The organism is Prevotella heparinolytica, from assembly GCF_002998535.1.
GTDB lineage: Bacteria > Bacteroidota > Bacteroidia > Bacteroidales > Bacteroidaceae > Bacteroides > Bacteroides heparinolyticus.
In genome coordinates, this window is record NZ_CP027234.1 from 445,378 (window position 1) to 470,579 (window position 25,202).

A 25,202-nucleotide genomic window follows, 5' to 3' on the forward strand; every position below is an offset into this window, starting at 1 on the left:
TGTTTATCTTCGTTCGAGTGGATTGTAGGGTATATTCATCGGATTTCTCGTTTTATTGCCTTGCTGGTCTTGTACGGTGACACTGACGTTGGGCATACTGCCGGTGATGAAGTCTACCGGGTCTGCATGGTATCTTTCGTGGATTTTATCGTATGCTTTACGGTTTATGGGTTCGTAATCTTTCCCGTTGAAGAGGAGGGGGCGATAAGAACGACATTGCTCTATGCCTGTGCAAGTGAAGGTGTAATGCTTATCGCCGTCTTCGGCTTTCAATATCAATCCCGGAAGGCCGAACAGTTTCCATGGTCCTTCACCGGAAGAGATTTCCGGGCTATACCAAGCCGTCCATCTTCTTCCCTTGAAGAAGCATTCCGCCTTGTTGCATACATAGCCGAGAATGGTGGCCGTGTCTGCTGAAAGAGTCCATTGCGGACGTTCTTCTGTTTCTTCGCAACGGAGCCTGCTGATGTCTCCCGCTATTTCGTTCAGCGTGGTGACTTTTCCTACCGGATACCGTTTGTATGTTTGTTCATTAAGTCTGCTTTTCCCGAATTGTTTGGCATGCTCCATCATGACTTCTTTGGAGACGTTATTGGCAATATCGGCGGCAAGCACGGAATCGCTTACATACTTCGTATAGCTATAAAATCTGGAAGATTTCTTTCCTACTTCCAGCATCATGGTCTCTTTGAAGCGTTCTTTTTTCAACGTGTCTATACAGCCGTCTACTTCGTATTGAACGATGAACACGGCTTGGTCTATGGTATCCTTTCGGAAGGTCTTGCCCATGCCTATGTTGATACTGAATTGTGCATGCGCAGCCAATGCTATTATGGTCAGCATTGCGATGAGTGAAGCTTTCTTTTTCATGTCTTATAGTTTTTAGAGGTGATGTCGGACACTGATTGATGTTTCTGTTTGTCGCAAATCTACACGAAAAGATTGTACCGGAGCAGGAAAGTTATTACTGAGATATTACTCCGAAAGAAAAAAGAGAGCCTCGTACGTACATCCGATTCCCTGAAAAGATTACCTTTGCCACTGTGGAGAAAAGGAATATCGCAAAGATGGAACGGAGAATAAAGATTATATGGGCATTGTCGTTCGCGTCCATGATACTGATTGTGGCAGGGCAGGGGTATTGGTTATGGAATCAATATCAGTACAAGAACGGAGAGTATGAGGAAGAAATTCGTCGGTGTGTAATGGATGCCGTGGCGGCAAACGATTCCGTCCGCCGCATGCAGCCCAAGAAAGTGTTTATCAAGCCCAATGTCTCTTTCTACAATACCAATCTGGATATGCGTGCGGACAGGGACTCTGCGACCGGAAAAGCGAAGGAGTGCTATACGCGTACCTTTATCATCGGTTCCACGTTTGCCGACTCTTTGCGGACGATAAAGAAGATTGCCAAGACCGCTGAAGCCGACTTCAACCTTAACATATCGATAGATAGTGTTGTCCATAAAGAGAAAATAGTGATATACGGAGATGATAAAGCCTTGTTCGATATGAGCTTCACTGAGGCGATAAACGCCTATCAGTTGCAAGTGGATGTGCCTTTCACCTTGCAGCGTTTCGATTCGGTGCTGGCAGCGAAACTGGGCGATATGACTTTTGAGACGAAGTTGACGATGAGGCCGGATACCCTTTATCAATGGGCGGAAACAGTAGAAAGGTTGGGCAATGGTTTGCGTCCGGTTCTCCGCATAGTCTATCCTTATAATCCGTTGAAACGCGAGTTGGTGCAGATAGACGTGCGGATATTGCCTCATACCCTTTTGCTTCGTATGGGCCGGCAGTTACTCGGAAGTCTGTTCCTTATATTCTTGCTGGCCGTCTGCCTGTTGTTGCAGATAAAAACGATTCTGAAACAACGCCGCATCGACGAGTTGCGTAAAAGCTTTGTAAATACGATGATACACGAACTGAAGCGCCCGGTGCAGGCTTTGAAAATGTGTGTGGCTTTTCTCAGCGACAAGAACATGCGTACGGACGAGCAGGGCATGGACGAGGTGGTGCGCGATTCCATGTCCGAACTGGACAATCTTTCGGCCTATCTCCAAAAGCTTCGCGACATGACGCGTGCCGATGATGAACAAACGCACTTGTCGGTAAGTACTTTCGATTTGAAACCGGTTGTGGAAAAGCTGATACGCTTGCAGCATGCTCCCGAGGGCAAGCAAGTGACATTTACAACCGGCTTTACGGACCGTCTGCTCGTCACTGCCGACCCGGTGCACATCTCCAACATCGTCAGTAACCTGATAGAAAATGCCGTGAAGTATTCGGGAGCTTCGGTTCATATTCTTGTCGACTGTGCGTTGCACGACCATAGGCTTACGATAAAAGTCACCGACGATGGCATCGGCATCCCCGCGTCCGAGCAACTGCGTGTGTTCGATAAGTTCTATCGCAGCAGTAACCTTCCCGACAAGGCCCTTCCCGGCATCGGTTTGGGATTGAGTTACGTCAAGCTCTTGGTGGAAGCCCATCGGGGCACTGTCTCTCTGACAAGTCGGGTGGACAAGGGCACGACGATAGAAATATCCATACCTCAATAAGCTAATCTCAAGTACTGAATATGAAATCCCTGAAGATACTTTTTGCCGACGATGATTTGAAGTACTCCATGCTGCTGAAACGTTTCCTCGAAAAAGAAGGTTACGAGGTGACTTATGCCGGTAACGGCAACATCGCCCTTGAGCAGTTTGTCCGTGTCAAGCCCGATTTGGTGCTGCTCGATATCAATATGCCCGGCCTTAACGGTTTTGAAGTGGCCGAACGAATTCGGGAAACGGATAAGCACGTCCTTATTTTCTTTCTCTCCGACCGTAGCGACAAGGCGGACCGTCTGCAAGGTTTTCAACTGAAGGCAAACGATTATCTGGCCAAGCCTTTCTATCCCGAAGAGTTGATGGCACGCATCCGCGAGCGCTTCGCCGTGCAACTTTCCGGTGTTGTGGAAGACGAGACCTACTCCTTCGGCAATTCCGTATTTAATTACAGCACCAACGAGATACGCACCGGAAACAACAAGGTGCTGGTCACTTCCCGCCAGGCAGACATCCTCCGCCTGCTTGTCTTGAATCGTAACACTTCCGTCAGTCGCGACAGACTGCTGGAACTTGTGTGGGGCAACAGTTCTTATGCCAATTCCCTTGCTCTGAATGTTCAGATTTCCTATCTGCGAAAGGCCTTGAAAAACGACCCGACTGTAAAGATTGAGTCGCTGATGAAGAAAGGGTATGTATTTGTCGTTATGGGAGTGTGACGGGAAACCATGAAGCAGATATTTCTATTGCCCATGAGATGCTGATGTCGTTGCCCATGAGATGCTGATGTCGTTGCCCATGAGATGCTGATGTCGTTGCCCATGAGATGCTGATGTCGTTGCCCATGAGATGCTGATGTCGTTGCCCATGAGATGCTGATGTCGTTGCCCATGAGATGCTGATGTCGTTGCCCATGAGATGCTGATGTCGTTGCCCATGAGATGCTGATGTCGTTGCCCATGAGATGCTGATGTCGTTGCCCATGAGATGCTGATGTCGTTGCCCATGAGATGCTGATGTCGTTGCCCATGAGATGCTGATGTCGTTGCCCATGAGATGCTGATGTCGTTGCCCATGAGATGCTGATGTCGTTGCCCATGAGATGCGTATGTCATCACCCATGAGATACGTATGTCATCACCCATGAGATACGTATGTCATTTCAGCGATACTGAGACATCGTTGAAGGTTATCGGCTGAAAGCGAGAAACACGCTTTTGGAGCGCCGTATCGACTTTAATACAATAGTCGGAATTCCGCCCATACAGGCAGATGGTCGCTGTATCCGGCCCGATATTTCATGCCGCGATAGGTGCGGAAGGGTTGTTTTCCTCCATATTTCTTGTCTTCTTCCAAAAGAAAGGGAGGAGCAAACACATCGGCTTTCGTTTCGTCTGTATGGAGGGATGAATCTTTTTGAAGAAGACTGCCCGACACGATGATATGGTCCAGCAAGCCCCATTCTCCTTGATATTTATAGCTTCCGAAGTGCTTGCTGACGGTCGTTTTCCCGGCCAGCAGATGGTAGAGGCCGTGTGCATGCAGTGAATCCGGCGAGAGGGGAGGCGCTCCGGCCTTCAGCACCCGCCTTATGCTTTTGTTGTGGGGATAGTCGTTGAAGTCTCCCATAAGAAGGATTTGCGGATGCCGGCGTAGGCGGAACAGACTGTCTATGGCCGTCCTCACTCTTCGGGCGGCATGCAGGCGGTAAGGTTCGGACTCTTTGGCACCTCCCGAACGGGATGGAAAGTGGGCCACGAATACATCCAGCGTGTCTTTGTTCAACAACAGTCCGCTTACGTGGAGTATATCGCGTGTGGGGTGGGCATCTCTCCTAAACCTGCTTACCGAAAGGCTTTGGCAGGAAAGCGGTTTGAAATGACTGCGCCGATAGAGTAAGGCGACGTCGATGCCGCGTTCGTCGGCCGATTGCGTCATTATGTATCGGTACCCGACTTCCCGCAGTGCGGAGTAGCGGGTGAGGTCGCGCATCACACTGTCGTTTTCCACTTCACACAAGGCTACGAGTGCGGGAGGCGTCCAACCGCCGACGGCGATGATGACGCGGGCTATGTTGTCCAGCTTTTTCTTATACTTGGCATAGTTCCAGCGGCGCAGGGCATCGGGCAGGAACTCATGGTCGTTTTTCAGCGTGTCGTGCCGGAGGTCGAAGAGGTTTTCCACGTTGTAGCTCATCACGCGGAAAACGAGACTGTCCTTTTTCTCTTGCCCGTACACGACAATGTGCAGGCAGAGAAAAAGGACAGCCATCCATATCGTCTTATTAATCGGCATCACAAGCTATCCTGTGCCACTCGTCACTTTTTTACAGGCACATGCTTTAAGATATCCAGCAGATGCCTCCAGAATTTATCGACGGTAGGAATGAGCATCCGTTCGTCGGGAGAGTGTACGCCTTGCAGGGTAGGACCGAAGGAAACCATGTCCAGCGTCGGATACTTGTCGAGGAACAGACCACACTCCAAACCCGCATGGATGGCTTTTACTTTGGCGTCTACGCCGAACAGCCGCTTGTAAGAATCTGCCGCCACCTCCAGAATTTCCGAATGCGGGTTCGGTTTCCAACCGGGATAACCGTCGCCGAACGATACGGAGGCCCCGCCCATCTCGAATACGGTGCGCACTATATTGGCTATGTCTTGTTTGGAAGATGCGGTAGAACTGCGCTGGCTCGTCTCGATGCGGATGATGTGGTTAGGCTTCATTTTCACGGAAGCCAGATTGGTGGAGGTCTCTACCAGTCCCGGAATGTCCTGACTCATGGCAAATACTCCGTGAGGCACGGCATAGATGGTTTGCAACAGTCGTTTGGTCGTATCTTTGTCGATGGCTTTGGGGTGAGGATGATCCGATTCGAGTATAAACTGCAAATCGGGTTCTACGACGGCTGATTCGGCTTGTGCCTCTGCCGCAAAAACATTCAGGTCTGCACGCAAAGCATGCTTGTCGGCATCGGGCAAGGCAATCACCGCATGTGCTTCGCGGGCAATGGCGTTGCGCAGGTTGCCGCCGTCTATTTCACAAAGATATAAGTCATATTTGCCGAATGCCGCACTCAGAAAACGGTTCAGCAGCTTGTTGGCATTGCCCCTTCCCAAGTGTATGTCGCCTCCGGAATGTCCGCCTTTCAGTCCTTTTACCTGCACTTTGCAGAAGAAATATCCTGCCGGCACATCCACCTCCTTGTATGTAAACTCTGCGACCGAGTCTATGCCACCCGCACAACCGATGAAGAGTTCGCCTTCGTCTTCCGAATCAAGGTTGAGCAGGATGTCTCCGCTCATGAAGCCCTCTTTCAAGGCAAAAGCGCCCGTCAGTCCCGTCTCTTCATCTACAGTGAACAGGCATTCTATGGGACCGTGTTCAATGCTGTTGTCGGTGAGGATAGCCAGTTCGGTTGCCACTCCTATGCCGTTGTCGGCACCTAAGGTGGTTCCTTTGGCTTTCAACCATTCACCGTCTATTTCGGTTTCGATGGGGTCGGTGAGGAAGTCGTGCTTCACGTCATTGTTCTTTTCACACACCATGTCGATATGCGATTGCAGGACAACCGTCTTTCTGTTCTCCATGCCCGGAGTGGCCGGCTTCTTTATCAAGACGTTTCCGGCTTCGTCTACTTTTGTTTCCAACTTATGCTTTTCTCCGAACGCTTTTAAATAAGCAATCATTTTCTCTTCCTTCTTGGAAGGGCGCGGCACTTGGCAGATTTCTTCGAAATAACGAAATACGTTTGCCGGTTTCAATTCTTTTTTCTCCATATCGTATGTTTTTAATAATGGTTTCTTTGTACAATCTCCATGCAACTTCCATGCAGCCTCCGTATCAAATCTGTGCCTTCTCCGTATCTATGGGTGCGGAGCAGACACGAAGGTGGTATAGGGCAGATATATGGCATGTGCAACTTGTGCTTGGAGCATGACTGTTAATCTTTATTGCTAAAGTCGGTTAAAAAGAAGCCTATTTTATTCCCCTTTCTCTTTTTTTAGAGCAAAAAAAGTAGGTTAGTCCAACCAAAGCCCTATATTTGCACCACAAAAATAGTAAAAACACTGTTTTTCATATAACAAAATTAGAGGAAATGCTCAATACAATATTGATAACTCTGTTAATAGTTGCTATTTGCATTGTTTTATTGGGAATAAAGGTCTTTTTCGTAAAAGGCGGTAAGTTCCCTAACGGGCATGTCAGTGGCAACAAGGCCATGCGCGACAGAGGCATCGGCTGCGTGCAGTCGCAGGACAGGGAAGCACAGCGTAAATCCCGTTTCTCCATTGATGAATTGGAAAAAGCCTTAAACGATAGTATGAACTAATTTTAAAAACAATATTTATCTATTATGAAGAGATTAAACTACCTCGTGAACGGTTTGGCAGCTTTTGCTCTGATCGTTTTATTTGCTCAATGTACCGGTAATGCTGATAAACAGACAACAAACGACCCTGTGCATGCCGGCGGATTATCCGAAATGAAGATTGCCTATGTCGAGATAGATACGCTTCTCGCAAAATATAATTTCTGTGTTGACTTAAACGAGGCCATGGTGAAGAAGAGTGAGAATGTACGTCTGACCCTGAATCAGAAAGCCGGTGAATTGGAGAAACAAAAACAAGAATTCCAGACGAAGTATCAGAATAACGCCTATCTTTCTCAGGAGAGGGCGCAGCAGGAATATAACCGCATCGCTAAACTGGAACAAGACTTGCAGACTTTGAGCAACAAGCTGCAATCGGAATTGATGAGCGAAAACGAAAAAAACAGTCTGCAATTGCGCGACTCCATCAATGCTTTCCTGAAAGAGTATAATAAAACAAAAGGTTACAGCATGATTATAAGCAATACGGGATTCGACAACCTGTTGTATGCAGACAGTGTGTACAACATCACCAAGGAGATTCTGGAAGGCTTGAATGCAAGATACTCTTCTCCTGCAAAGAAATAACGCGAAGCCTTGATTTTCGTGACAAATATTCGGCCGAATGCGGGCATTATAAGATTATAAATAAGGAAAGAGTGCATTAAAATAATATAGGGCACATTTCTCAAATGTTTAGAAAACGCAGATGGCATGGATTTGAAGAAGAATCCATGTCATCTGTGTTTTTTTGTATCTGGAAGCGATTGCTTGATACGGCTTGTATGGGGTCAGTCCGACAAAACTGTGGGTGAATTCCTCCATGTTTGTAATTCAACATAATTTGGCATTTTACGCTTGTACAATCCTATGCCCACATTTGAGGAGGCATATGCCCACACTTTAATGAACATACCCCCACACTTTAAGAGGTGCAACCTCACACTTTAGGAGTCCTAAGCCCACACTTTAGAAGGCATAAGCCCGCATCTTACGGAAGCTACTCCCACACCTTAGGAAAGGTGGCCTCACGCTTTAGGGCAAGGTGTCTTTTGAGGAATCATTGAACTGCCGACAGGTTTTTCGGGCCGAGCCGATTAACATTCCCGCATGTTGGTCGGGCTTGCTCCCTTGTACGTCTTGGTCCGTATCCTTTTATTGCTTGCCCGAATGCAGCGCCTCAATAGTCTGTTTCACCCGCTCGGAGGTGGTGACACTGCGTGTGTATTCGTCTATGTGGACTGTTCCGCCCATGGAGACGGATTGGTTGTGATACAGCATGTCGCTTGTCCGGTTCTCTCTGGCAGAGAAGTGAAATTCGCGGATTCCGGTTTCTTGGGCAATGCGGGCTATGTTTGATTCGTTCACTCCGCAGCCTGCCAGCAGGATAATCCGGTTTGCGGCCTGTTGTCCGAGTTCTTTCAATAAGGGGATGCCTTGTTCTGCCGTGGCTTGTTGCCCCGAAGTCAGGATGCGGTTGCAGCCCAGTCGGATGATGTCTTCAAGTGCTTCGTGCGGATTACGGCAAACGTCGAATGCACGATGGAAGGTGACGGACATGCCCCGGGCAGCTTCCATTAGCAGCTTCATCAGAGAGACGTCTACATCTCCTTCTGCCGTCAAGCAGCCGAAGACTACGCCGTCTGCTCCCAAACGGCGGGTATTCTCAATATCTTTCAGCATGATGCGTTGCTCGATGGAGGAATATAGAAAATCGCCTCCACGTGGACGGATGATGACATGTAGTTTGGTTTCTCGTAGATGCTCGCGGGCTATGAGGATGTCGCCATAAGATGGGGTGGTGCCTCCTTCGGGAATGCCGGCGCACAGCTCCACCCGGTGGGCTCCTCCGGCTTGGGCGGCAAGGCAACTCTCTACGGAGTTGGCACAAACTTCAAACTGATAATTTTCCATTTGATAAACGTATGGTCTGTGGTAAAAAAGAAAAGAAGCGCTTGGAAATGGTGTACTTCAAGCCTTCTCGGATATTTTAGAAGCAGATGAAGCGGATGACACAGATTTTCATTAAAAAACTGCCACATCCGCTTCATCTGCGTCTTGAAAAACGTCTCTTTGACTCTCTTTCGCCTGTTTTCTGACAAGCCCGGAGGTAAAAAGACAAGAGGAAATGTCTCCGTCCTTACTTAGCGTAGCTCACGGCGCGCGTTTCGCGGATGACGGTAATCTTCACCTGGCCGGGATAGGTCATCTCATCCTGAATCTTCTTGGCTATTTCGCCTGAGAGATTTTCCGTTGCCTTGTCGTCAATCTTGTCGGCACCGACAATGACACGCAGTTCGCGGCCGGCTTGGATGGCGTATGTCTTCGTTACGCCCGGATAGGACATGGCCAGTTGTTCAAGGTCGTTCAGTCGCTTGATGTATGCTTCTACGATTTCGCGGCGTGCTCCCGGGCGTGCCCCCGATATGGCGTCGCACACTTGCACGATGGGGGCAAGCAGGCTGGTCATCTCCACTTCGTCGTGGTGGGCTCCGATGGCATTGCAGATGTCCGGTTTTTCCTTAAACTTCTCGGCCAGCTTCATGCCGTAGAGAGCGTGCGGCAATTCCGGCTCTTCATCGGGCACTTTGCCTATGTCGTGCAGCAATCCGGCACGTTTGGCCTTCTTGGGGTTCAGCCCCAGTTCCGATGCCATCACGGCGCAAAGGTTGGCCGTTTCGCGGGCATGCTGCAAAAGGTTCTGGCCGTAGGAAGAACGATATTTCATCTTACCGATGATACGAATGAGTTCGGGGTGCAGACCGTGGATGCCCAAGTCGATGGTGGTGCGCTTGCCGGTTTCTATGATTTCTTCTTCAACTTGCTTGCGCACTTTGGCTACTACTTCTTCGATACGTGCAGGATGAATGCGCCCGTCTGTGACCAGTTGGTGAAGAGCTAAACGAGCTATCTCACGGCGAACAGGGTCGAAGGCAGACAATACGATGGCTTCTGGCGTATCGTCTACAACGATTTCTACACCGGTAGCAGCTTCTAATGCACGGATGTTGCGGCCTTCGCGACCGATGATGCGACCTTTGATTTCGTCTGACTCGATGTGGAATACGGTTACGGAATTTTCGATGGCTGTTTCTGTTGCCACGCGTTGGATGGATTGTATGACGATGCGTTTGGCCTCTTTGCTTGCCGTCAGTTTGGCATCATCCATAATGTCGTTGATGTATGATTGGGCTTGCGTTTTGGCTTCTTCTTTCAGCGATTCCACCATGCGCTCTTTGGCTTCTTCGGCAGAGAGTCCGGATATGGCTTCCAGTTTCTCTATCTCTTGCCGTTGCATGTGTTCCAACTCTTCTTTCTTTTTGTCTACAATGGCTAATTGGGCCTCCAGATTCTCTTTTACGGCCTCGGCTTCCATTTTTTTGCGTTGAATCTCTTCTTGGCGCTGGTTCAATACCAGTTCACGTTGCTTCAGTTTGTTCTCTGCCTGCTGTATTTTCTGGTTGCGGATGGCTACCTCTTTTTCCAAATCGGCTTTCTTGTTCAGGAATTTTTCCTTCACTTCCAGCAACTTATTCTTTTTAATTACTTCCGCTTCGGCTTCCGCTTCTTTCAGGATGCCGTCGTATTTCTTTTTCAGCCCGTGCTTGAAGAACAAGTACGAGGCGAATCCTCCGACAATGAAGCAGGCAATGGATACTACTATTGTAACTACTGTCATTTTATTGAATTGTTTTAGTATATAAATAAAAAAGCACTGCATAAAAGTTTACTCACGTTTCAGAGCAAACTTTTGTACAGTGCGTGAATCTTTCTTTTTATTAAGCCGAACCCGACGGAGGAGCGTTGTTGTTTATGATTCCTTGAAATAGGTTTCCAGCACTTCTGTCAGTTCCTTTATCTTGGCAGTGTACGGTTCGGTATCATTACGGTCTTTCATTTGAAGGTTTTCCAAAGAGAATTGATAGGCCACCATGGCTATAATCTTCTCCGGAGATACATTTTGATAATGTTCCCGATACGCATTGAGCCGGATATCCACCTGCTTGGCGGCTTCTCTTACCATTTCTTCGTCCTCACGGTTGATGGTGAGGGGGTAGGAGGCTCCTGCCATTTGCAGATTTATCTTTATCTTATCGTTCATACATCCTCTTCTCTTTATTCATTCAGCAAGGCGATGCATTTATCGACTTCACGCACTAATTTGGACAATCGCAGCTTCGTCTCTTTTACGTCGCTGCCGTTAAGGCTGATTGTCGTAGCTGTTTTTAGGTTCGTGTAGTTAAGTTCCAGTTCCTTGTATTCAGCTTGTAATTTCTCGTATTCTTCTTTTTTAGCTTCGAGAAGTTGTTTCAGCTCAGCGTTTCCGCGTTTTAATTCATCGTGCAGATAGATTAAATGTCGCAGTCTGGCTTCAAAGGTACTTAATAGCTTCTTTTCTTCGTCTGTCATTACTACACCAAAATTCTACACAAAAATACGATTTACTTATAGATTACAAAAACTTTTCGGGGAAAATGTGCCTTTCAGCCTTGATTATTGCTTTTTATCGTTCGTTTTTTCTTGTTTTCCGTAGAAAGCATGCTTGTTTGCCTGTATGGTTAAGAAGGGGTGTTTGTTTTTGGAAGAATGGCTTTTTTTTCCTCAAACATTAAGGAAAAGTCCGGAAAAAGTATGGGATGAAATGGGAAACATTGTTGGGGAAACTTGTATGAATCATGTATTAAACTTTATCTTGCATGCTGCGATACATGTCTTAAGCACTAAGATATATATCGCAGCATATAAGAAGATATATAGACTAAGATAACGCGAACTCGATATAAATCTTATGCAATAAATCTGCTTTTGTCAATAATGTCAATATTCATAGACGGCTTCTTTGGTAGCAGGTTATAAGCTGTCAGCCCTGACAAGAGGAAACTTTTTCTTTTTATTTCCGGAAAAAGACATCACCCGATAAAGGCCTCTCCTTCCTTTGAAAAAAGTTGATACTCACTCTTATCATCTTCGTCTTTTCTTCGTGTCTATAGCGAGCAACTCCACACGAACATGATACGAACATGATACGAACTTGATACGAAGATGATACGAAGATGGTAAAACGAAGATGATGGCATTATAATCCTTACAGAATATCTTTACAAATGACAGGGATAAAGGATTTTTTTTACACAGTTATTGGTATTCAACTATAAATAAGTGAGATTACCAACTTTTAGTACACTTTTCTTATCTCGAACTGACGTTAAGATAAAGTTTATTATCTGAATTCGGGATAGGCTGTTCCTTTTTTAAAAAATGAGGGGGTGCATCCTATCGGACGGATATTTCCTGAATGCACCGTTTACAGTGGTCAGGCAGAAGAGAAGAGAGCCTTTTACGCCGGGTGCCATCCCCCTGTTTGACAGCTGCAATCTTTTGTCGCGACAGACGCAAGTGTTCAAGCTGACAGACACTTGTGTTTGACGTGACAGACACAAGTATCTGACAGGAAAGGGGATAAACGCTTGATAAACAATAGGATTTGATTTTAAAATACAAGCCGCCGGATGAGGTTATCGACCTGCTTCTTATCCCGAGCTCAGGTGGTTTATTCCATACTTCATACAGGTTTCTTCACAATGAGAATGGGATGCTGCTAAGTGAGTGTCGGCCTTTACCAATGCTCTTGTTGAACGGAATAATAAGACTTGTTGCATTAGACACGATGAAATAATTTATTAAATAATTTGGTTTATAAAGTAAATCATTTATCTTTGCAGTGTAGTTGCAACTGAACGTGTGTGTTAATTGAGTAACGAATGTCATTAATTTAAGATTTATGGAAGACAAGAAATTGAATGAGCAAGAGAGCTTGGAACTTATTACCCGAATGATACAGAACAGCAAGAGAAATCTTGAGGTGGGCAGTGGGAATATCTTTTTATTGTGGGGTTATCTGGGAGCAGTTGTTCCTTTGGTTATATTTGTTTTCGTTCTGCTGACGAAAAATTATGCTTGGAATTGGTTATGGTTCCTGATACCGCTTGTAGGATGGCCTATGCAGTATATCATGCAAAAGAAAGAGGACAAGCCGGTGATTACTTATACGGACAAGGCTCTGATGGCTGTGTGGCGCACCATCGGAACGATGGGGATGCTCGGTGTTTTTTGGTTGTGCCTGAATGTGGATAATATGGGGCTGATGATGCCGGGAGTCATTCTGGTCATGGCTTTGGGAGTAGCTGTCACAGGCTATCTGATAGAAAGCAAATTCATGGTAAATGCAGCTTATTTTTCGTTCGGACTGGCATTGGCGGCATCTGTTATTTGCATTGTGGGCGAAGCCCGGTGGAATCTTTATTATATATTGTTCTCCGTGTGTTTTGTTACCATGTTGGTTGTCCCCGGACATCGTGTAAATAGAGAATCGAATCAAAATAAATGATATGTTTAAAGAACTGAACCCTTTGCTCCATAGTGAACTGCGGCTTGCTGTGATGTCGTTGCTTATCAGTGTAGAGGAGGCAGATTTTGTCTACATCCGTCAGCAGACGGGAGCAACGGCCGGAAACCTCAGTGTGCAGATAGACAAACTCGGCAAGGCAGGCTATGTGGAGGTGATAAAGACGTTTAAGGGAAAGATGCCTTGCACCATTTGCAAGATTACTCCGCAGGGAGTAGATGCTTTTGAAGAATATGTAGAATCGTTGAAATCTTATCTGGCAGGAAAACTGTGATTGCCAGAATAATCTAAAAGGAAAGTTATGAAGAATGTAATTCTATTTTTAATCTTGTTAGCATCGGCAATGACAAGTCTGTATACGGCTGATGCAGACTGTTATGAAGTGCCGAAGAGAACATCTGATACTGTTTTCGGAGCTATTCAAGGCAAAATAGAATCGGCAATGAACAATTGCTTCGTGCTGAATTCTGTCTCTCCGCTTGATAGTTTGTCCGAGCGTCTTAATAGAGGAGGACTTCGGAATAATATTGTGCAGTATTGGAAGGGGTATATAAATTATTACAAAAGTGTTTTTTACATGAAAGTCGGTAATAGAGCTGAAAGTGCAAAACTCATCAAGGAAGCATCGCTCACATTGGACAGTGTGGCGGACAAGACTTCTGAAGACTATGCTTTGCTGGCACTTATGCAGAGCTTTTCCATTCAGTTTGTTTCAGGAGTAGAAGCGGGAAAGCTCGCTTTGATGGTCAAAAGAAATGCCGAAAAGGCGGTGGAAATGGATTCTACAAATGTGAGAGGATGGTATATCTTGGGTAGCCACGATTACTATACACCGGCCGGTTTGGCACGAGAGAGTAAAGTTGAATATTATCTGAGGAAGGCAATCTCGTTTGCTTCTAAAAGTGAGGACGCTTATCGTCCCACATGGGGCAAAGAAAATGCTTACGAACTTTTAATTCGCTATTATATTCAGAACGGAAAGAAGGAAGAATCCAAAGAGTGCTTGTCGGCGCTCGAAAAGGAAAATCCGGACTGCTATTTCATTCGAGAATATAAGAAAAAACTGGATATACAGTGAAATTCAACCTGAAACACTTTAGAGTCTGTTTTTTTTGATTTTCCTGAAAATGATGTCGGGCAAAATTTAAACAGACTCTTATATTTAATGGGTCAAAGGTAGGAATCTTTCGGAAAGGTTTCTACCTTTGTCTTTTGAGAAAGATTCGTTTGAGGAGATTAATATTGAGAGTAGTAAAAGACAGCCTGATATGAGAATTCTGGTTACTTATGCCGTGCAAGGTGAGTTTACGGAACTGAAGTTTCCCGGCCTGATAGGAAAGGAAGAAGTGCAGATAGGTTACCTCCGTACCGGAATAGGGAAGGTGAAGTCCGCTTTTTACCTTGCGGAAGCGATTAATCACGGATTGCCCGACTTGGTGATAAATGTAGGTACGGCAGGAACTATTCACCATTGGGTGGGGGCGGTTTTTGTATGCCGCCGTTTCATTGACCGCGATATGCGGAAGTTGACGGACTTTGGCGTGGAGTATGAAATCGATTCTTCCGGATTGCTGGCACAGAAAGGTTATTGCCTGCATTGGCAGAATGAGGGCGTTTGTAACACGGGAGATACTTTCTTGACAGAATTATCGGATGTGGAAGGTGATGTTGTGGATATGGAAGCCTATGCACAGGCAATGGTATGTCGTGCCAAAAACATACCGTTTATATCGGTGAAATACGTAACGGATATCATAGGACAAAATTCCGTGAGACATTGGGAGGAAAAATTGGCCGATGCACGGAAAAAACTGGGAGAGTTCTTTGAGGACCGTTCTCCTCTAACTCTTTCCCCGTAGGGAGGAGGACAGGTACGGACTCTATTGGTTTGGCAATAGAGAGAAGCGAATTTAATGCCTCCCCTCCTATGTGGGGAGGAGACGTGACGGGTTTCTATTTCAGCGTTCTGAATGACAAGATATGCCGGGTGACGCCCATTGCGATAAGAAACATCAGTATTTTTACCCCCATCAAAGGGATTAAGAAAAAGATACAATAGAGAACGCTTCCCCACATCAATAGCAGGGAGTAGATTTTCGCTCGTAGCGGAATGGCCTTGTTCTCGCGGAAATTGCGGATATAAGTGCCGAGGTATTTATGATTCAGCAACCATTGGTATAGACGAGGCGATCCTCTGAAATAGAGGGCGGCGGTGAGCAGCAAAAAAGGAGTTGTAGGCAGCAAAGGCAGGAATATGCCGATGAACCCCAGTACTAAGGAAATCGTTCCTAAAATGATATAAGCCGTTTTCATGCGGCAAATGTAGGAAAAATAATATAGATAATATGTATGCGAATAAAGTAAAGAAGGTGGTTGCCGTTCACGACCTTTCGGGAGTTGGGCGGGTTTCCCTGACAGTGGTTATCCCCATACTTTCCACAATGGGTTTTCAGGTATGTCCGTTGCCTACGGCAGTGTTGTCCAGCCATACTCAATATTCTCATTTCTCTTTTCTCGACTTGACGGACGAAATGCCGAAGATAATCTCTGAATGGAAGAAATTGGGAATGCAATTCGATGCTTTCTACACGGGATATTTAGGCTCTCCACGCCAAATACGCATTGTTTCTGATTTCATCAATGAATTTCGTCAGTCGGAAAGTTTGGTGGTGGTAGATCCGGTGTTGGGAGATAATGGACGGCTTTACGCGAATTTTGATACCTCTATGGTGAATGAGATGAGACATCTTATCACGAAAGCAGACGTTATTACTCCTAATCTGACGGAACTTTTCTACTTGTTGGATGTTCCTTATCAGGAGCAGAATACGGATGAAGAATTGAAGTCATATCTCCGGAAACTTTCCGGTTGCGGTCCTGAAGTGGTGATTATTACCAGTGTGCCGGTATTGGGTGATAAGCATAAGACTTCCGTATATGCTTATAACCGAAACGGAAACCGATATTGGAAAGTGACTTGCCCTTATTTGCCCGCCCATTATCCCGGTACGGGCGATACCTTTACCAGTGTCATTACCGGTGCATTGTTGCAGGGCGACAGTCTGCCCATTGCTTTGGACCGTGCCACGCAGTTCATTATGCAGGGCATTCGCGCCACTTTCGGATATGAATACGATAACCGCGAGGGCATCCAGCTTGAAAAGGTATTGCATAATCTTGACATGCCAATTCAGATATCCAGCTACGAATTAATTGATTGAAAAAAGAGTATGTGATATGAAAGAGAGAACTGATATGAAGAAGCAAATCTGTTTGCTATTGCTTCTGTACTGCAATTTGTTGGCTGTAATGGCACAGACTGCCGCCGATTCGCTGGCACTTGTTGAGGCAGACTGGCAGGCTGTTTCTTTGCAAAAAGGAATTCTTTATCGTAAAGCGGCATTTTCTTCCTTGTATGGAGTGCCGCAAGAAATTTCCATTTTTGAAATATCGCCGAAACATTATCGTATGGATGTACTTATCCATAATCCTAAAGAAGAGACGAGTATTGCCGCCCGTCGTTCGGGGGCTGTAGCTGCCATCAATGGTTCTTTTTTCGATATGAAGGTGGGCAATTCCGTTTGTTATTTACGCCATGATGGGGTTGTGGTAGATACAACCGCCACCGGTGCTCTATCGACAGTGTCGAATGGTGCGCTGCTTATACGAAAAGGGAAATTGCGGTTGATGTCTTGGAACAAACAAAAAGAAAAGACTTGCAAGCTGAAGCGGGGCACTGTGCTCGCTTCCGGTCCATTGATGTTGCTGGATGGAAAAAACTGTGATCTTTCTGCATGCAATTCGAACTTTGTAAAGACTAAGTATCCTCGCAGTGCCGTGGTTCTGACCGGAAACAAGAAGATCTTGTTGATCGTTGTCGACGGACGCAGGAAGGGAAAAGCAGAGGGGGTCAGTATTCCCGAACTAACCCACATGGTTCGCGTGTTGGGCGGGAAAGATGCGTTGAATCTGGATGGGGGAGGTTCTTCCACTCTTTGGAGTGCTTCCTTGCCAGATGAAGGCATTGCGAATACGCCTTCGGGCAAGGTCGAACGCAAGGTGGCAAATTCTCTTTGTGTGTACGAATAAGTTATGGGAAGAAAGCGAACAATATTTCGATAGCCGAAAAAGGAAGCCATAGGAAAACAGATAAAAAAGAAAAGTTGACTTATAATCTGGTAGAAACTGATTATGCACATTTAATTGTAAAGATGTAGACTAATTCAATCGTAATTATGAAAGTAGGTTTATTTATTCCTTGTTATATCAATGCTATCTATCCCGGTGTAGGGGTAGCAGCGTATAAGTTGTTGAAGAGCTTGGGGGTGGACGTAGATTACCCGTTAGACCAGACGTGCTGCGGACAACCTATGGCGAATGCCGGTTTTGAGGAAGAAGCTTCCGGACTTGCCCGTCGTTTCAACGATTTATTTAAAGAGTATGATTACATAGTCGGTCCTTCGGCCAGCTGTGTGGCGTTTGTCAAGCTGAACCATCCCGACATTCTGGCAAAAGAAGGACATCGCTGTGAGAGTGCCGGCAAAATATACGACCTTTGCGAGTTTGTGCACGACATTATAAAACCTGCAACACTGAATGCCCATTTTCCCCATAAGGTCAGTATCCATAACAGTTGCCACGGTGTACGCGAACTTTCTCTTTCTTCTCCGAGCGAGCGCAATATTCCTTATTATAATAAGTTGCGCGATTTACTCCGGATGGTTCAGGACATCGAGATTTTTGAACCGGAGCATGTGGATGAGTGCTGCGGGTTTGGAGGAATGTTTGCTGTTGAGGAGCAGGTAGTGTCTGTGTGCATGGCCAAAGATAAGATAAAGCATCACATGGAGACCGGTGCAGAGTTTATAACGGGTGCCGACAGTTCCTGTCTGATGCACATGCAGGGTGTTATAGAACGTGAGAAATTGCCGGTCAATACTATTCATTTTGTAGAAATATTAGCGTCAGAGTTATGAGTACCAAACATTCAAAGGCTGCCGAGAACTTTCAGAAGAATACTGCAATGGCGGCGTGGCACAACGAAACTTTATGGATGGTTCGTGCCAAAAGAGACAGAATGAGTAAGGAAATCCCTGAATGGGAAGACTTGCGTGAGCAGGCTTGTCGGCTGAAACTCTACTCCAATAGTCATTTGGAAGAACTGCTGTTGGAGTTTGAAAAGAATGCAACAGCCAATGGCGCTATCGTTCATTGGACAAAAGATGCTGCCGAATACCGTGAGATTATTTATGGGATACTCCTCAGTCATAATGTAAAGCATCTTGTGAAAAGCAAGTCCATGCTTTCTGAAGAGTGCGAACTAAATCCTTTCCTATTGGAGAAAGGTATCGATGTAGTGGAAACAGATTTGGGCGAGCGTATTTTGCAATTGATGCATCTTCCTCCCAGCCATATTGTGATGCCTGCCATCCATATCAAGCGCGAGCAAGTTGGCGAATTGTTTGAAAAAGAGATGGGAGCGGAAAAAGGAAATTACGACCCGACGTACCTGACACATGTTGCCCGTAAGAACCTGCGTGATATCTTTCTGAATGCAGAGGCAGCCATGACGGGAGCCAATTTTGCGGTGGCATCAACCGGTGACATTGTGGTTTGCACCAACGAAGGAAATGCCGATATGGGTACTTCTTGTCCCAAACTGAATATAGCGGCTTTCGGTTTGGAGAAGATTGTGCCGGACATGGATGCATTGGGTGTATTTACCCGTTTGCTTGCCCGTTCGGGTACGGGACAGCCGATAACCACCTATACTTCCCACTATCGTTATCCGCGTGAGGGAGGTGAATACCACATCATCATTGTGGATAATGGCCGGAGTTCCATTCTGGCTCATCCCGATCATATAAAGACATTGAACTGCATACGCTGTGGTGCTTGCATGAATACTTGCCCGGTCTATCGTCGCAGTGGGGGATATTCCTATACTTACTTTATCCCCGGTCCTATCGGCATCAATTTGGGCATGGCTCACGAGCCGGAGAAATATTACGATAATCTTTCCGCTTGTTCCTTGTGCCTGTCCTGTTCCAATGTATGTCCGGCCAAAGTGGATTTGGGCGAGCAGATTTATAAATGGAGGCAGGTGTTGCCGGATATAGGCAAGGCCAATCCGACAAAGAAGCTGATATCCAGCGGTATGAAAATATTGATGGAGCGCCCTGCTTTGTTCAATGCGGCTTTGTGGGCGGCCCCGGCGGTGAATCATTTGCCGCGTTTCATGGTGTATAATGATTTGAACGACTGGGGAAAAGGGCGTGAACTCCCGAAATTTGCGAGTGAGTCGTTCAATGAGATGTGGAAGAAAAACAAAGTTCAGGGAAAGGGGAAAAGAGATGAGCAGTAAAGAAGAAATTTTAGCCGATATCCGTAAAAATACGAAAAGACGATACGATTATCCGGTGTATAGTATCCATACAACAGTCTATCCGGATAAGACAACCAAGTTCCTTGAAGTAAGTGATTTAGTTGGTGGAGAAGCTATACTTCTGGAGGAGAGGCAGGATATTAATGATGTGATTTGTGAAAAATATCCCACGGCCAAAAGCATTGTTTCAAACATGGATGAGATTACATGTGCTACTTTGAACCCGGATGTTTTGGAGAATGCCGTTGAATTGAATGGCATCGAAGTAGCCGTAGTGAAGGGTGAACTGGGAGTTGCCGAGAACGGTGCAGTATGGATTTCTCAGTCGGTGAAGCATAAAGCCCTATATTTCATTGCAGAGAAGTTGGTGATTGTACTCGACCGGAATCGGATTGTCAACAACATGCACGAGGCTTACGGGCAACTGAAGAACGATCAGTATAAATTCGGCGTATTTATCTCCGGGCCATCCAAAACCGCAGATATTGAACAGGCATTGGTGATGGGGGCGCACGGGGCAAGGGATGTACTGGTTGTTTTGACATAAAAAAAGAAAGTGTTTTTGGAATACACTTTCTTAATCTTTGCACGGGAGGAGAGGCTCGAACTCCCGACACCCGGTTTTGGAGACCGGTGCTCTACCAACTGAGCTACTCCCGTGTTTGTGGCTGCAAAGGTAATTGAAACTTTCAAATACACAAACAACCTATCCGGTTATTTTCTGGAGGAAGTTGCTTATAACATCTGTAGGTCTTGATACATAATATGATAAGGTGTCGCTTTTTTTTCTAATGCAAGCGGATAGGCTCTTGAAGAAGAAGGCATCCGGTAGAGACGCATCGGACGATTCTCAAAGAGAAACTCTGTGAAGTCGCCCACTTTAGGCTTTTCAATGGAGAACTGAAGACAAAGGACTTCAGTGGCTTTTTCGCCGGTAGTGACGATAGCCTTGCATCCCGGCAACCGATGTAGCAAGTTGGGGATATCTGTGGGCTGCACCACTTCCAGAAACTTATCGGAAGCATTGTCTTGCAAACGGCGCACAGCCGTTGCTGTATCGAATAGGGCAATGCCTTTCTCTTGCAGGAAGTCGGTAAGGCGCTCTTTATAGAAGGTTTTTCGAGCTTTGTCCACGAAATAATCCTTGTCATTGAAAAACACGAGGCCGGTAATGCGCCACATGTCATTTCCCCAATTGGGGTAGTAGAAGTCCATCGACCACCGTTTCTTTTGCGGTGGAAAACTCCCCAGCATCAGCAGGCGTGCATTGCCGGGGAGGAAAGGTTCAAAAGGATGTTGCTCTATTTCCATCATTGCACATTTGGTTGTTTCGTCTGCAAAAATACAGATTATTTCGGATAATGTGCTATTCGTTAATCTCCAGATTAGTCATCTTGTCGGTGATTCGGAAAGGAAAGTCGGGATACTCATATAGATGGAATCGTGATTCGGTTTCGCCTTGTGTATAGTTCCAAATGGTAGCATATTCTTCTATGTCTTCTCCTATGGTTTGTAGTTGGCGCAAGTAAGAAGCGATGGATTTGTTCTCCACAATATATACTTGTCCCAATCGGTCTATAATCGGACTATGGCGTCGTGTGCTGTCATGGTCGAAACACAGAATACGCTTACCTTCGGTGGTGATGCCGACCATCCGGAAAGTCATGCTTTTCCCGATAGCGGGCAGGTTAAGTACATTCCTGTCGGTAGCAAGGAAAGGCAAATGGTGCGTTTTCAGAAAGCGTCGGATGTAGGCAGCCGGGTCATGAATGTTTTCGAGCGTTGTCGATAAGTTATAGGCATCCTCTTTGGATAGTTTCCCGAAACGTTTCTCTTCCAGTTGCTCCTGTACGGAACGGCTGTTCGGAGCAAATACGGCATTGTTTTCCTCAAATCCTTTTACGGAGAAAGTGTAATAGGACACCACTCACAGTTGGTTCAGCACTTGGCGCAAACGGGTGGTATGTCCTCGTCGGGAAGCTGCTACGTTATATACCAACTGATTGTCGATGAGCCATCCTGCCGTCAATAACTTCCGTATTCCTTCCGCAGCTTCGGGAGTCACTTCCAATGGTGTCTGGAAATGGGTTTGGATGATGAATTGCCGAATGCCTATGGCAGAGGCTTTCTCTTTGAATTCTCGTAAAATTTCTACCAGTTCGTCGTTAATGCGCATAGGTAGATAGGCAGGGAGGCGTGAACCGAGGCGGATGCGTTGTAATTCCGCATACTTTTCTCCTTCAGTGCGTTGCTGATTCGCTTTCCGTTTACGGACAGCCATACGATATACCGCTTCTAAAATGTGGTGCAGTGTTTTGTTCTGACTCATCAGGGCATCTCCGCCGGTGATGAGAATATCGCGTAGTTGTGTGTCCTCTTCGAAATAATTCATCAGTCGCCGTAGCTTCTTTTCCCAGCTTTCTTTTGGATGCAGTGCATCAAATTCAAAGTTTAGACGCTGGCTTTGAAAGTCGTACATGCGCTGGCAAGATGCGCATAATCCACCACAGGCACGTCCCATTGTGTCGGGAATGAGAATGGCTACCTCCGGATAGCGGCGATGAATATTATGACCATCAGGAAGCAACCAGCCGGCAGCATTGGGTTTTCCGGTTTCTACCATATCTTCGCGTTCCCAAGCGCGGATATGACCGTAGGTCTCTACCAGCTGGGGTGAGTATAGGATATAACTGCGCAGGGCTTCATCATCATACCCTCCGTTTGTGCAATTCAGCAGTGACAGGTAATAGGGTGTTGCAAAAAAAGGCATCCCTTTTTTGCGTGCTTTAGAAAGCAGATACATGGTTTCGACAGACAAGGAATTACCAAGAAAGCGGTTCAATTCCGTAGGAGTTTTCACTGCCATGGCAAGATGAAAACGAAAGTCATTCCACCATTCGTTGACGAGACGGAACTTCTCATCATAACTGATACCGTCTGCAAAATGAAAACGTGAGGTCGGATGCTTCCGGTGTTCAATTTTTTGTACCAGTGCATGCAGAATGCGCTCTTTGTTCTTGGTGCGAATCTGTTGTACGTCTTCGTCCAATCCCGTAGGCCATCGTTCTGTCAGTGACTTTATTTTTTGAGCGGAAGGCAGAGGTATTGAGGGGTGCTGAAGACGTCTGAATTGTTGGAACAAGTCGATGAACACATCCGTCTCCATCTCTTCTTCCCACTGCCTTGTAAGAAAGGCGTGCAGCAGAGACAAGGTTGATATCGTCAGTTGTGTTCCGGTAGATAGTTCGTGAACCTCTTGTCCGTCAAATTCAATCAAGAGTCGAATTTGCTTGCCGGCCTCACTTTCTACTTCCGGATGAGCGGCTATGTATTCCGATAACCTGGTCTTGAAAGTTGTAGCATGCTCGCTTCGTACAGCGATATCGACCAGTTCGGGCAATTCATGCCGATAAAGTTGTTCCAGTTGTGAGAGAGTGAGTGCAAGCATTTTCTTTTGTTTCATAAGCAGTTGTTTTTTGAAGTTAATAATTATGTGGGGCTGATGAGATAGGATGACTTGTATACAAGCCGAAGCCCCTGCATTCCATGAAAGGGAATAAAATACTTTGCTAAAAGTACTAAAAAAGGCGAGAAAGAAACTTCTCGCCTGCATGCTTATGAAAAAAATTAGAGTTCTTTTTCTTTTGCTAACAAAGAACCCTCAGGAAGGAGACTTTCTTATTTCTGCTCCGTATTTTTAGGTTTCGGTTCTTTCTTGGCAAGCATCACTATGTTATATACATATTCAGACATCCATTCTTCCGAATATCCCAAACGTTCTTTATATTGGCGTACAGACATGGCTGTTTTGTGTACATCGTCTTTTTTCCATATATTTTTGGTGCAGACGTCGTGCACGGTCTTTTCGGTCATGCTGCGCAATGCCCCTTTGAAGAAAGAAGGCAGGCGGAACTTCCATTGCATCAGGTTGCCCATAAGCATCATCAGGTCGTTGGAAAAGCCTTGATACATGAAAAGGTAGCTTTGTACGTCATTTTGTGTGCGGCAGTGTTTCTTCACGGAAGCATCTATTTCTTTGAAAAAGTTCTCGCTGATGCTGTAGTCCTGCATCAGCATTTTGCGCGAGGCTGCCTTTTCTGCTTGTCCCAAACGTCCTCCTTGTGTCGGGATTTTGAACAGACGCTTGAAATTGGCCACATCAGGAATGAAACGTATGTTGGTGATGCCCAAATTGGCGGCTATCACAGACTGGAAATAGACGCGTGTCAGCGAAACGAAGTCTTCCACGTTTTTGGAAGATGTCTCTCCGGCATTTTTGTTGAATAGTTTGGTAAATATACCCATATTACGTATGATTTATGATTTGTAATTTATAATTGCCGCAGCAATTGCGATTGCAAAAGTACGAAATAAGTTGATTCTCACCAGCACTCCGAGATTTTTTATCTCTCTTTTTTTAAGGTGATTATTTGTGAAAACAGAACTGTGAAACAGAAAGGCCTTTCTCGAAATAGAGCTGCAAGAATTGCCGTGTCTTCCTTTATTTCAGTTTGAAAAGAAACTTATGTCCTTCGAATACCGGCTCTACTATGTCATACCGTATAAATTGGGCCAGCAAATGTTCGGCAGCATGTCGGGAGAGATGTGACAGTCGGCAGTATCGGTTTAAAGATAATCGGCCGTTTTCTTTCAGAAGGTCGAGCAACAGTTGTTCTCGTTCTGTATATTCTATCAGTTCTCCTTTTGAATTTCCTTTTTGCTTCCAGACACGCAAATGAATGGGAGTGGCCAGAATGTTTTCGTCTTTGATGCGAAGATAAGCAAGGTGTTTTCCCGCTTCATTTTTGGCATATATAGGCTTTTGTTCGCTTTCGTCTATCTTCACAACCAGAATGGTTCGTCCTTCCGGATGATAGGTCTGTGTGTGGAAGTTCACCTCAGGGTGGCAATACAATTTTGCGGCTGCTTCTATCATATATTGTTCTTCATCAGAACGTACACCGGCAATTTTTCCATTGTCTTTCACTCCGATAAGCAGTCGTCCTCCTTCCGTATTGGCAAAGGCGGATAACGTTTTGGCAATCTTTCGGGCATCGGAGATTTCGAACTTGAAGTCCTGTTGCTGATGCTCCCCTTCGGCTATCAGGGCACGTATATATTCAGTATCGGTAAGCGTTTTCATGTCTGCAAAAGTATGGAAAAAACGTGTAAAAGCCCCTTATAGCACTGTTTTTACCGATTATTTCAAAAAAAATATCGTTTTTCTGTATTTATTTCGAGAAAGAATGTATTTTTGCCAGACATTATTAACGAAGTAATTAAAAGTATTATGAAAGAATTAGTTGAGAAAGTAGCAGAATTGTATGCTGCATTTGAAAAAGATGCAAAAGCACAGTTGGAAAATGGTAACAAAGCTGCCGGAACACGTGCGCGCAAGGCCTCCTTGGAAATTGAGAAAGCAATGAAGGCTTTCCGTAAAGCATCTCTGGAAGCTGCGAAGTAAGCGAAGAAAAAGCAAGAAAA

25 protein-coding genes, 1 tRNA gene and 2 pseudogenes are annotated in these 25,202 nt (G+C 45.7%); 14 read left to right on the forward strand and 14 right to left on the reverse strand.

Annotation, left to right across the window (positions count from 1 at the left end):
* Positions 1-3 precede the first annotated feature (3 nt).
* Positions 4-870 (reverse strand): GLPGLI family protein, encoded by an 867-nt coding sequence (locus C3V43_RS01745; protein WP_106068342.1) that lies wholly within the window; start codon positions 868-870, stop codon positions 4-6.
* Between the two features lie 197 nt (positions 871-1,067).
* On the opposite strand from C3V43_RS01745, the gene C3V43_RS01750 reads away from it, so the two are divergent.
* Positions 1,068-2,564 carry a sensor histidine kinase gene (locus C3V43_RS01750; protein ID WP_106068343.1) on the forward strand — a complete coding sequence of 499 codons (1,497 nt, stop codon included), beginning with the start codon at positions 1,068-1,070 and terminating at the stop codon, positions 2,562-2,564.
* A 20-nt stretch (positions 2,565-2,584) separates the two neighbouring features.
* The gene (locus C3V43_RS01755) at positions 2,585-3,274 is read left to right on the forward strand and encodes a response regulator transcription factor (protein WP_106040050.1); all 690 of its coding nucleotides are present in this window, start codon (positions 2,585-2,587) and stop codon (positions 3,272-3,274) included.
* 517 nt (positions 3,275-3,791) lie between these two features.
* Here C3V43_RS01755 and C3V43_RS01760 read toward each other — a convergent pair.
* Together C3V43_RS01760 and C3V43_RS01765 are read right to left on the reverse strand one after the other, a co-directional pair.
* Positions 3,792-4,826 (reverse strand): endonuclease/exonuclease/phosphatase family protein, encoded by a 1,035-nt coding sequence (locus C3V43_RS01760; protein ID WP_235655877.1) that lies wholly within the window; start codon positions 4,824-4,826, stop codon positions 3,792-3,794.
* A 47-nt stretch (positions 4,827-4,873) separates the two neighbouring features.
* Positions 4,874-6,334 carry an aminoacyl-histidine dipeptidase gene (locus tag C3V43_RS01765; RefSeq protein ID WP_106068345.1) on the reverse strand — a complete coding sequence of 487 codons (1,461 nt, stop codon included), beginning with the start codon at positions 6,332-6,334 and terminating at the stop codon, positions 4,874-4,876.
* Between the two features lie 320 nt (positions 6,335-6,654).
* On the opposite strand from C3V43_RS01765, the gene C3V43_RS01770 reads away from it, so the two are divergent.
* Positions 6,655-6,888 (forward strand): hypothetical protein, encoded by a 234-nt coding sequence (locus C3V43_RS01770; RefSeq protein WP_106068346.1) that lies wholly within the window; start codon positions 6,655-6,657, stop codon positions 6,886-6,888.
* Positions 6,889-6,912: 24 nt separating this feature from the next.
* Entirely contained in the window at positions 6,913-7,515 is a 603-nt protein-coding gene (locus C3V43_RS01775; RefSeq protein WP_106040053.1) for an OmpH/Skp family outer membrane protein, read from the forward strand.
* Positions 7,516-8,082: 567 nt separating this feature from the next.
* On the opposite strand, the gene C3V43_RS01780 is transcribed toward C3V43_RS01775, so the two are convergent.
* From C3V43_RS01780 to C3V43_RS15130, 5 genes and pseudogenes are all read right to left on the reverse strand, one after another.
* On the reverse strand, positions 8,083-8,841 hold the full coding sequence (locus tag C3V43_RS01780) for a copper homeostasis protein CutC (protein ID WP_106068347.1): 759 nt from the start codon (positions 8,839-8,841) through the stop codon (positions 8,083-8,085).
* Positions 8,842-9,067: 226 nt separating this feature from the next.
* Positions 9,068-10,606, reverse strand: coding sequence for a ribonuclease Y (rny, locus tag C3V43_RS01785; protein ID WP_106040055.1), 1,539 nt, complete (start codon positions 10,604-10,606; stop codon positions 9,068-9,070).
* 132 nt (positions 10,607-10,738) lie between these two features.
* Entirely contained in the window at positions 10,739-11,029 is a 291-nt protein-coding gene (locus tag C3V43_RS01790) for a cell division protein ZapA (protein ID WP_106040056.1), read from the reverse strand.
* Positions 11,030-11,043: 14 nt separating this feature from the next.
* The gene (locus C3V43_RS01795; RefSeq protein WP_106040057.1) at positions 11,044-11,337 is read right to left on the reverse strand and encodes a coiled-coil domain-containing protein; all 294 of its coding nucleotides are present in this window, start codon (positions 11,335-11,337) and stop codon (positions 11,044-11,046) included.
* A 377-nt stretch (positions 11,338-11,714) separates the two neighbouring features.
* Positions 11,715-11,810: pseudogene (locus C3V43_RS15130) on the reverse strand (IS982 family transposase); the annotation flags it as partial.
* Between the two features lie 899 nt (positions 11,811-12,709).
* Between C3V43_RS15130 and C3V43_RS01805 the strand changes: the two are divergent.
* The 4 genes from C3V43_RS01805 to C3V43_RS01820 all read left to right on the forward strand — a co-directional run bounded on the left by C3V43_RS01805 (position 12,710) and on the right by C3V43_RS01820 (position 15,192).
* Positions 12,710-13,315, forward strand: a complete 606-nt coding sequence (locus tag C3V43_RS01805) for a hypothetical protein (protein WP_106068349.1) — start codon at positions 12,710-12,712, stop codon at positions 13,313-13,315.
* Between the two features lies 1 nt (position 13,316).
* Positions 13,317-13,607 (forward strand): winged helix-turn-helix domain-containing protein, encoded by a 291-nt coding sequence (locus tag C3V43_RS01810; RefSeq protein WP_106068350.1) that lies wholly within the window; start codon positions 13,317-13,319, stop codon positions 13,605-13,607.
* A 303-nt stretch (positions 13,608-13,910) separates the two neighbouring features.
* Entirely contained in the window at positions 13,911-14,411 is a 501-nt protein-coding gene (locus C3V43_RS14890) for a hypothetical protein (RefSeq protein ID WP_234878309.1), read from the forward strand.
* Positions 14,412-14,601: 190 nt separating this feature from the next.
* Entirely contained in the window at positions 14,602-15,192 is a 591-nt protein-coding gene (locus C3V43_RS01820; protein WP_106068352.1) for a phosphorylase family protein, read from the forward strand.
* A 94-nt stretch (positions 15,193-15,286) separates the two neighbouring features.
* Here the strand turns inward: C3V43_RS01820 and C3V43_RS01825 are convergent, their stop codons facing one another.
* Entirely contained in the window at positions 15,287-15,646 is a 360-nt protein-coding gene (locus C3V43_RS01825) for a YbaN family protein (RefSeq protein ID WP_106068353.1), read from the reverse strand.
* A gap of 32 nt (positions 15,647-15,678) precedes the next feature.
* On the opposite strand from C3V43_RS01825, the gene C3V43_RS01830 reads away from it, so the two are divergent.
* From C3V43_RS01830 to C3V43_RS01850, 5 genes are all read left to right on the forward strand, one after another.
* Positions 15,679-16,554 (forward strand): pyridoxamine kinase, encoded by an 876-nt coding sequence (locus C3V43_RS01830; protein ID WP_106068354.1) that lies wholly within the window; start codon positions 15,679-15,681, stop codon positions 16,552-16,554.
* A gap of 34 nt (positions 16,555-16,588) precedes the next feature.
* Positions 16,589-17,422, forward strand: coding sequence for a phosphodiester glycosidase family protein (locus tag C3V43_RS01835; protein ID WP_106070405.1), 834 nt, complete (start codon positions 16,589-16,591; stop codon positions 17,420-17,422).
* Positions 17,423-17,568: 146 nt separating this feature from the next.
* Positions 17,569-18,309, forward strand: a complete 741-nt coding sequence (locus C3V43_RS01840) for a (Fe-S)-binding protein (protein WP_106068355.1) — start codon at positions 17,569-17,571, stop codon at positions 18,307-18,309.
* Positions 18,306-19,697, forward strand: coding sequence for a lactate utilization protein B (locus tag C3V43_RS01845; protein ID WP_106068356.1), 1,392 nt, complete (start codon positions 18,306-18,308; stop codon positions 19,695-19,697). The genes C3V43_RS01840 and C3V43_RS01845 overlap by 4 nt, the downstream gene beginning before the upstream one ends.
* Positions 19,687-20,265, forward strand: coding sequence for a LutC/YkgG family protein (locus tag C3V43_RS01850; protein ID WP_106068357.1), 579 nt, complete (start codon positions 19,687-19,689; stop codon positions 20,263-20,265). Before C3V43_RS01845 ends, C3V43_RS01850 begins: the two co-directional genes overlap by 11 nt.
* A 40-nt stretch (positions 20,266-20,305) precedes the next feature.
* On the opposite strand, the gene C3V43_RS01855 is transcribed toward C3V43_RS01850, so the two are convergent.
* From C3V43_RS01855 to C3V43_RS01875, 5 genes and pseudogenes are all read right to left on the reverse strand, one after another.
* Positions 20,306-20,378: transfer RNA gene (locus tag C3V43_RS01855), tRNA-Trp, on the reverse strand.
* A gap of 75 nt (positions 20,379-20,453) precedes the next feature.
* Complete coding sequence (locus C3V43_RS01860) at positions 20,454-21,029, reverse strand: uracil-DNA glycosylase family protein (RefSeq protein ID WP_106070406.1); 576 nt, start codon at positions 21,027-21,029, stop codon at positions 20,454-20,456.
* Between the two features lie 55 nt (positions 21,030-21,084).
* Positions 21,085-23,181: pseudogene (locus C3V43_RS01865) on the reverse strand (KamA family radical SAM protein).
* 215 nt (positions 23,182-23,396) lie between these two features.
* On the reverse strand, positions 23,397-24,023 hold the full coding sequence (locus tag C3V43_RS01870) for a DUF8491 family protein (protein ID WP_106068358.1): 627 nt from the start codon (positions 24,021-24,023) through the stop codon (positions 23,397-23,399).
* Between the two features lie 196 nt (positions 24,024-24,219).
* Positions 24,220-24,861, reverse strand: coding sequence for an AlbA family DNA-binding domain-containing protein (locus tag C3V43_RS01875; RefSeq protein ID WP_106068359.1), 642 nt, complete (start codon positions 24,859-24,861; stop codon positions 24,220-24,222).
* Between the two features lie 147 nt (positions 24,862-25,008).
* Between C3V43_RS01875 and C3V43_RS01880 the strand changes: the two genes are divergently transcribed.
* Entirely contained in the window at positions 25,009-25,182 is a 174-nt protein-coding gene (locus tag C3V43_RS01880) for an Hc1-related histone H1-like protein (protein ID WP_106068360.1), read from the forward strand.
* Positions 25,183-25,202: the final 20 nt, after the last annotated feature.

Bases quoted from the DNA above. Each gene is read 5' to 3' on its own strand.
- rny (WP_106040055.1), bottom strand. From the start codon at position 10,606: ATGACAGTAGTTACAATAGTAGTATCCATTGCCTGCTTCATTGTCGGA.
- C3V43_RS01835 (WP_106070405.1), top strand. From the start codon at position 16,589: ATGAAGAAGCAAATCTGTTTGCTATTGCTTCTGTACTGCAATTTGTTG.
- C3V43_RS01745 (WP_106068342.1), bottom strand. From the start codon at position 870: ATGAAAAAGAAAGCTTCACTCATCGCAATGCTGACCATAATAGCATTG.
- C3V43_RS01860 (WP_106070406.1), bottom strand. From the start codon at position 21,029: ATGGAAATAGAGCAACATCCTTTTGAACCTTTCCTCCCCGGCAATGCA.
- C3V43_RS01810 (WP_106068350.1), top strand. From the start codon at position 13,317: ATGTTTAAAGAACTGAACCCTTTGCTCCATAGTGAACTGCGGCTTGCT.
- C3V43_RS01875 (WP_106068359.1), bottom strand. From the start codon at position 24,861: ATGAAAACGCTTACCGATACTGAATATATACGTGCCCTGATAGCCGAA.
- C3V43_RS01850 (WP_106068357.1), top strand. From the start codon at position 19,687: ATGAGCAGTAAAGAAGAAATTTTAGCCGATATCCGTAAAAATACGAAA.
- C3V43_RS01790 (WP_106040056.1), bottom strand. From the start codon at position 11,029: ATGAACGATAAGATAAAGATAAATCTGCAAATGGCAGGAGCCTCCTAC.
- C3V43_RS01780 (WP_106068347.1), bottom strand. From the start codon at position 8,841: ATGGAAAATTATCAGTTTGAAGTTTGTGCCAACTCCGTAGAGAGTTGC.
- C3V43_RS01770 (WP_106068346.1), top strand. From the start codon at position 6,655: ATGCTCAATACAATATTGATAACTCTGTTAATAGTTGCTATTTGCATT.
- C3V43_RS01870 (WP_106068358.1), bottom strand. From the start codon at position 24,023: ATGGGTATATTTACCAAACTATTCAACAAAAATGCCGGAGAGACATCT.
- C3V43_RS01840 (WP_106068355.1), top strand. From the start codon at position 17,569: ATGAAAGTAGGTTTATTTATTCCTTGTTATATCAATGCTATCTATCCC.
- C3V43_RS01795 (WP_106040057.1), bottom strand. From the start codon at position 11,337: ATGACAGACGAAGAAAAGAAGCTATTAAGTACCTTTGAAGCCAGACTG.
- C3V43_RS14890 (WP_234878309.1), top strand. From the start codon at position 13,911: ATGAAAGTCGGTAATAGAGCTGAAAGTGCAAAACTCATCAAGGAAGCA.
- C3V43_RS01750 (WP_106068343.1), top strand. From the start codon at position 1,068: ATGGAACGGAGAATAAAGATTATATGGGCATTGTCGTTCGCGTCCATG.
- C3V43_RS01830 (WP_106068354.1), top strand. From the start codon at position 15,679: ATGTATGCGAATAAAGTAAAGAAGGTGGTTGCCGTTCACGACCTTTCG.
- C3V43_RS01775 (WP_106040053.1), top strand. From the start codon at position 6,913: ATGAAGAGATTAAACTACCTCGTGAACGGTTTGGCAGCTTTTGCTCTG.
- C3V43_RS01755 (WP_106040050.1), top strand. From the start codon at position 2,585: ATGAAATCCCTGAAGATACTTTTTGCCGACGATGATTTGAAGTACTCC.
- C3V43_RS01765 (WP_106068345.1), bottom strand. From the start codon at position 6,334: ATGGAGAAAAAAGAATTGAAACCGGCAAACGTATTTCGTTATTTCGAA.
- C3V43_RS01825 (WP_106068353.1), bottom strand. From the start codon at position 15,646: ATGAAAACGGCTTATATCATTTTAGGAACGATTTCCTTAGTACTGGGG.
- C3V43_RS01805 (WP_106068349.1), top strand. From the start codon at position 12,710: ATGGAAGACAAGAAATTGAATGAGCAAGAGAGCTTGGAACTTATTACC.
- C3V43_RS01820 (WP_106068352.1), top strand. From the start codon at position 14,602: ATGAGAATTCTGGTTACTTATGCCGTGCAAGGTGAGTTTACGGAACTG.
- C3V43_RS01760 (WP_235655877.1), bottom strand. From the start codon at position 4,826: ATGGCTGTCCTTTTTCTCTGCCTGCACATTGTCGTGTACGGGCAAGAG.
- C3V43_RS01880 (WP_106068360.1), top strand. From the start codon at position 25,009: ATGAAAGAATTAGTTGAGAAAGTAGCAGAATTGTATGCTGCATTTGAA.
- C3V43_RS01845 (WP_106068356.1), top strand. From the start codon at position 18,306: ATGAGTACCAAACATTCAAAGGCTGCCGAGAACTTTCAGAAGAATACT.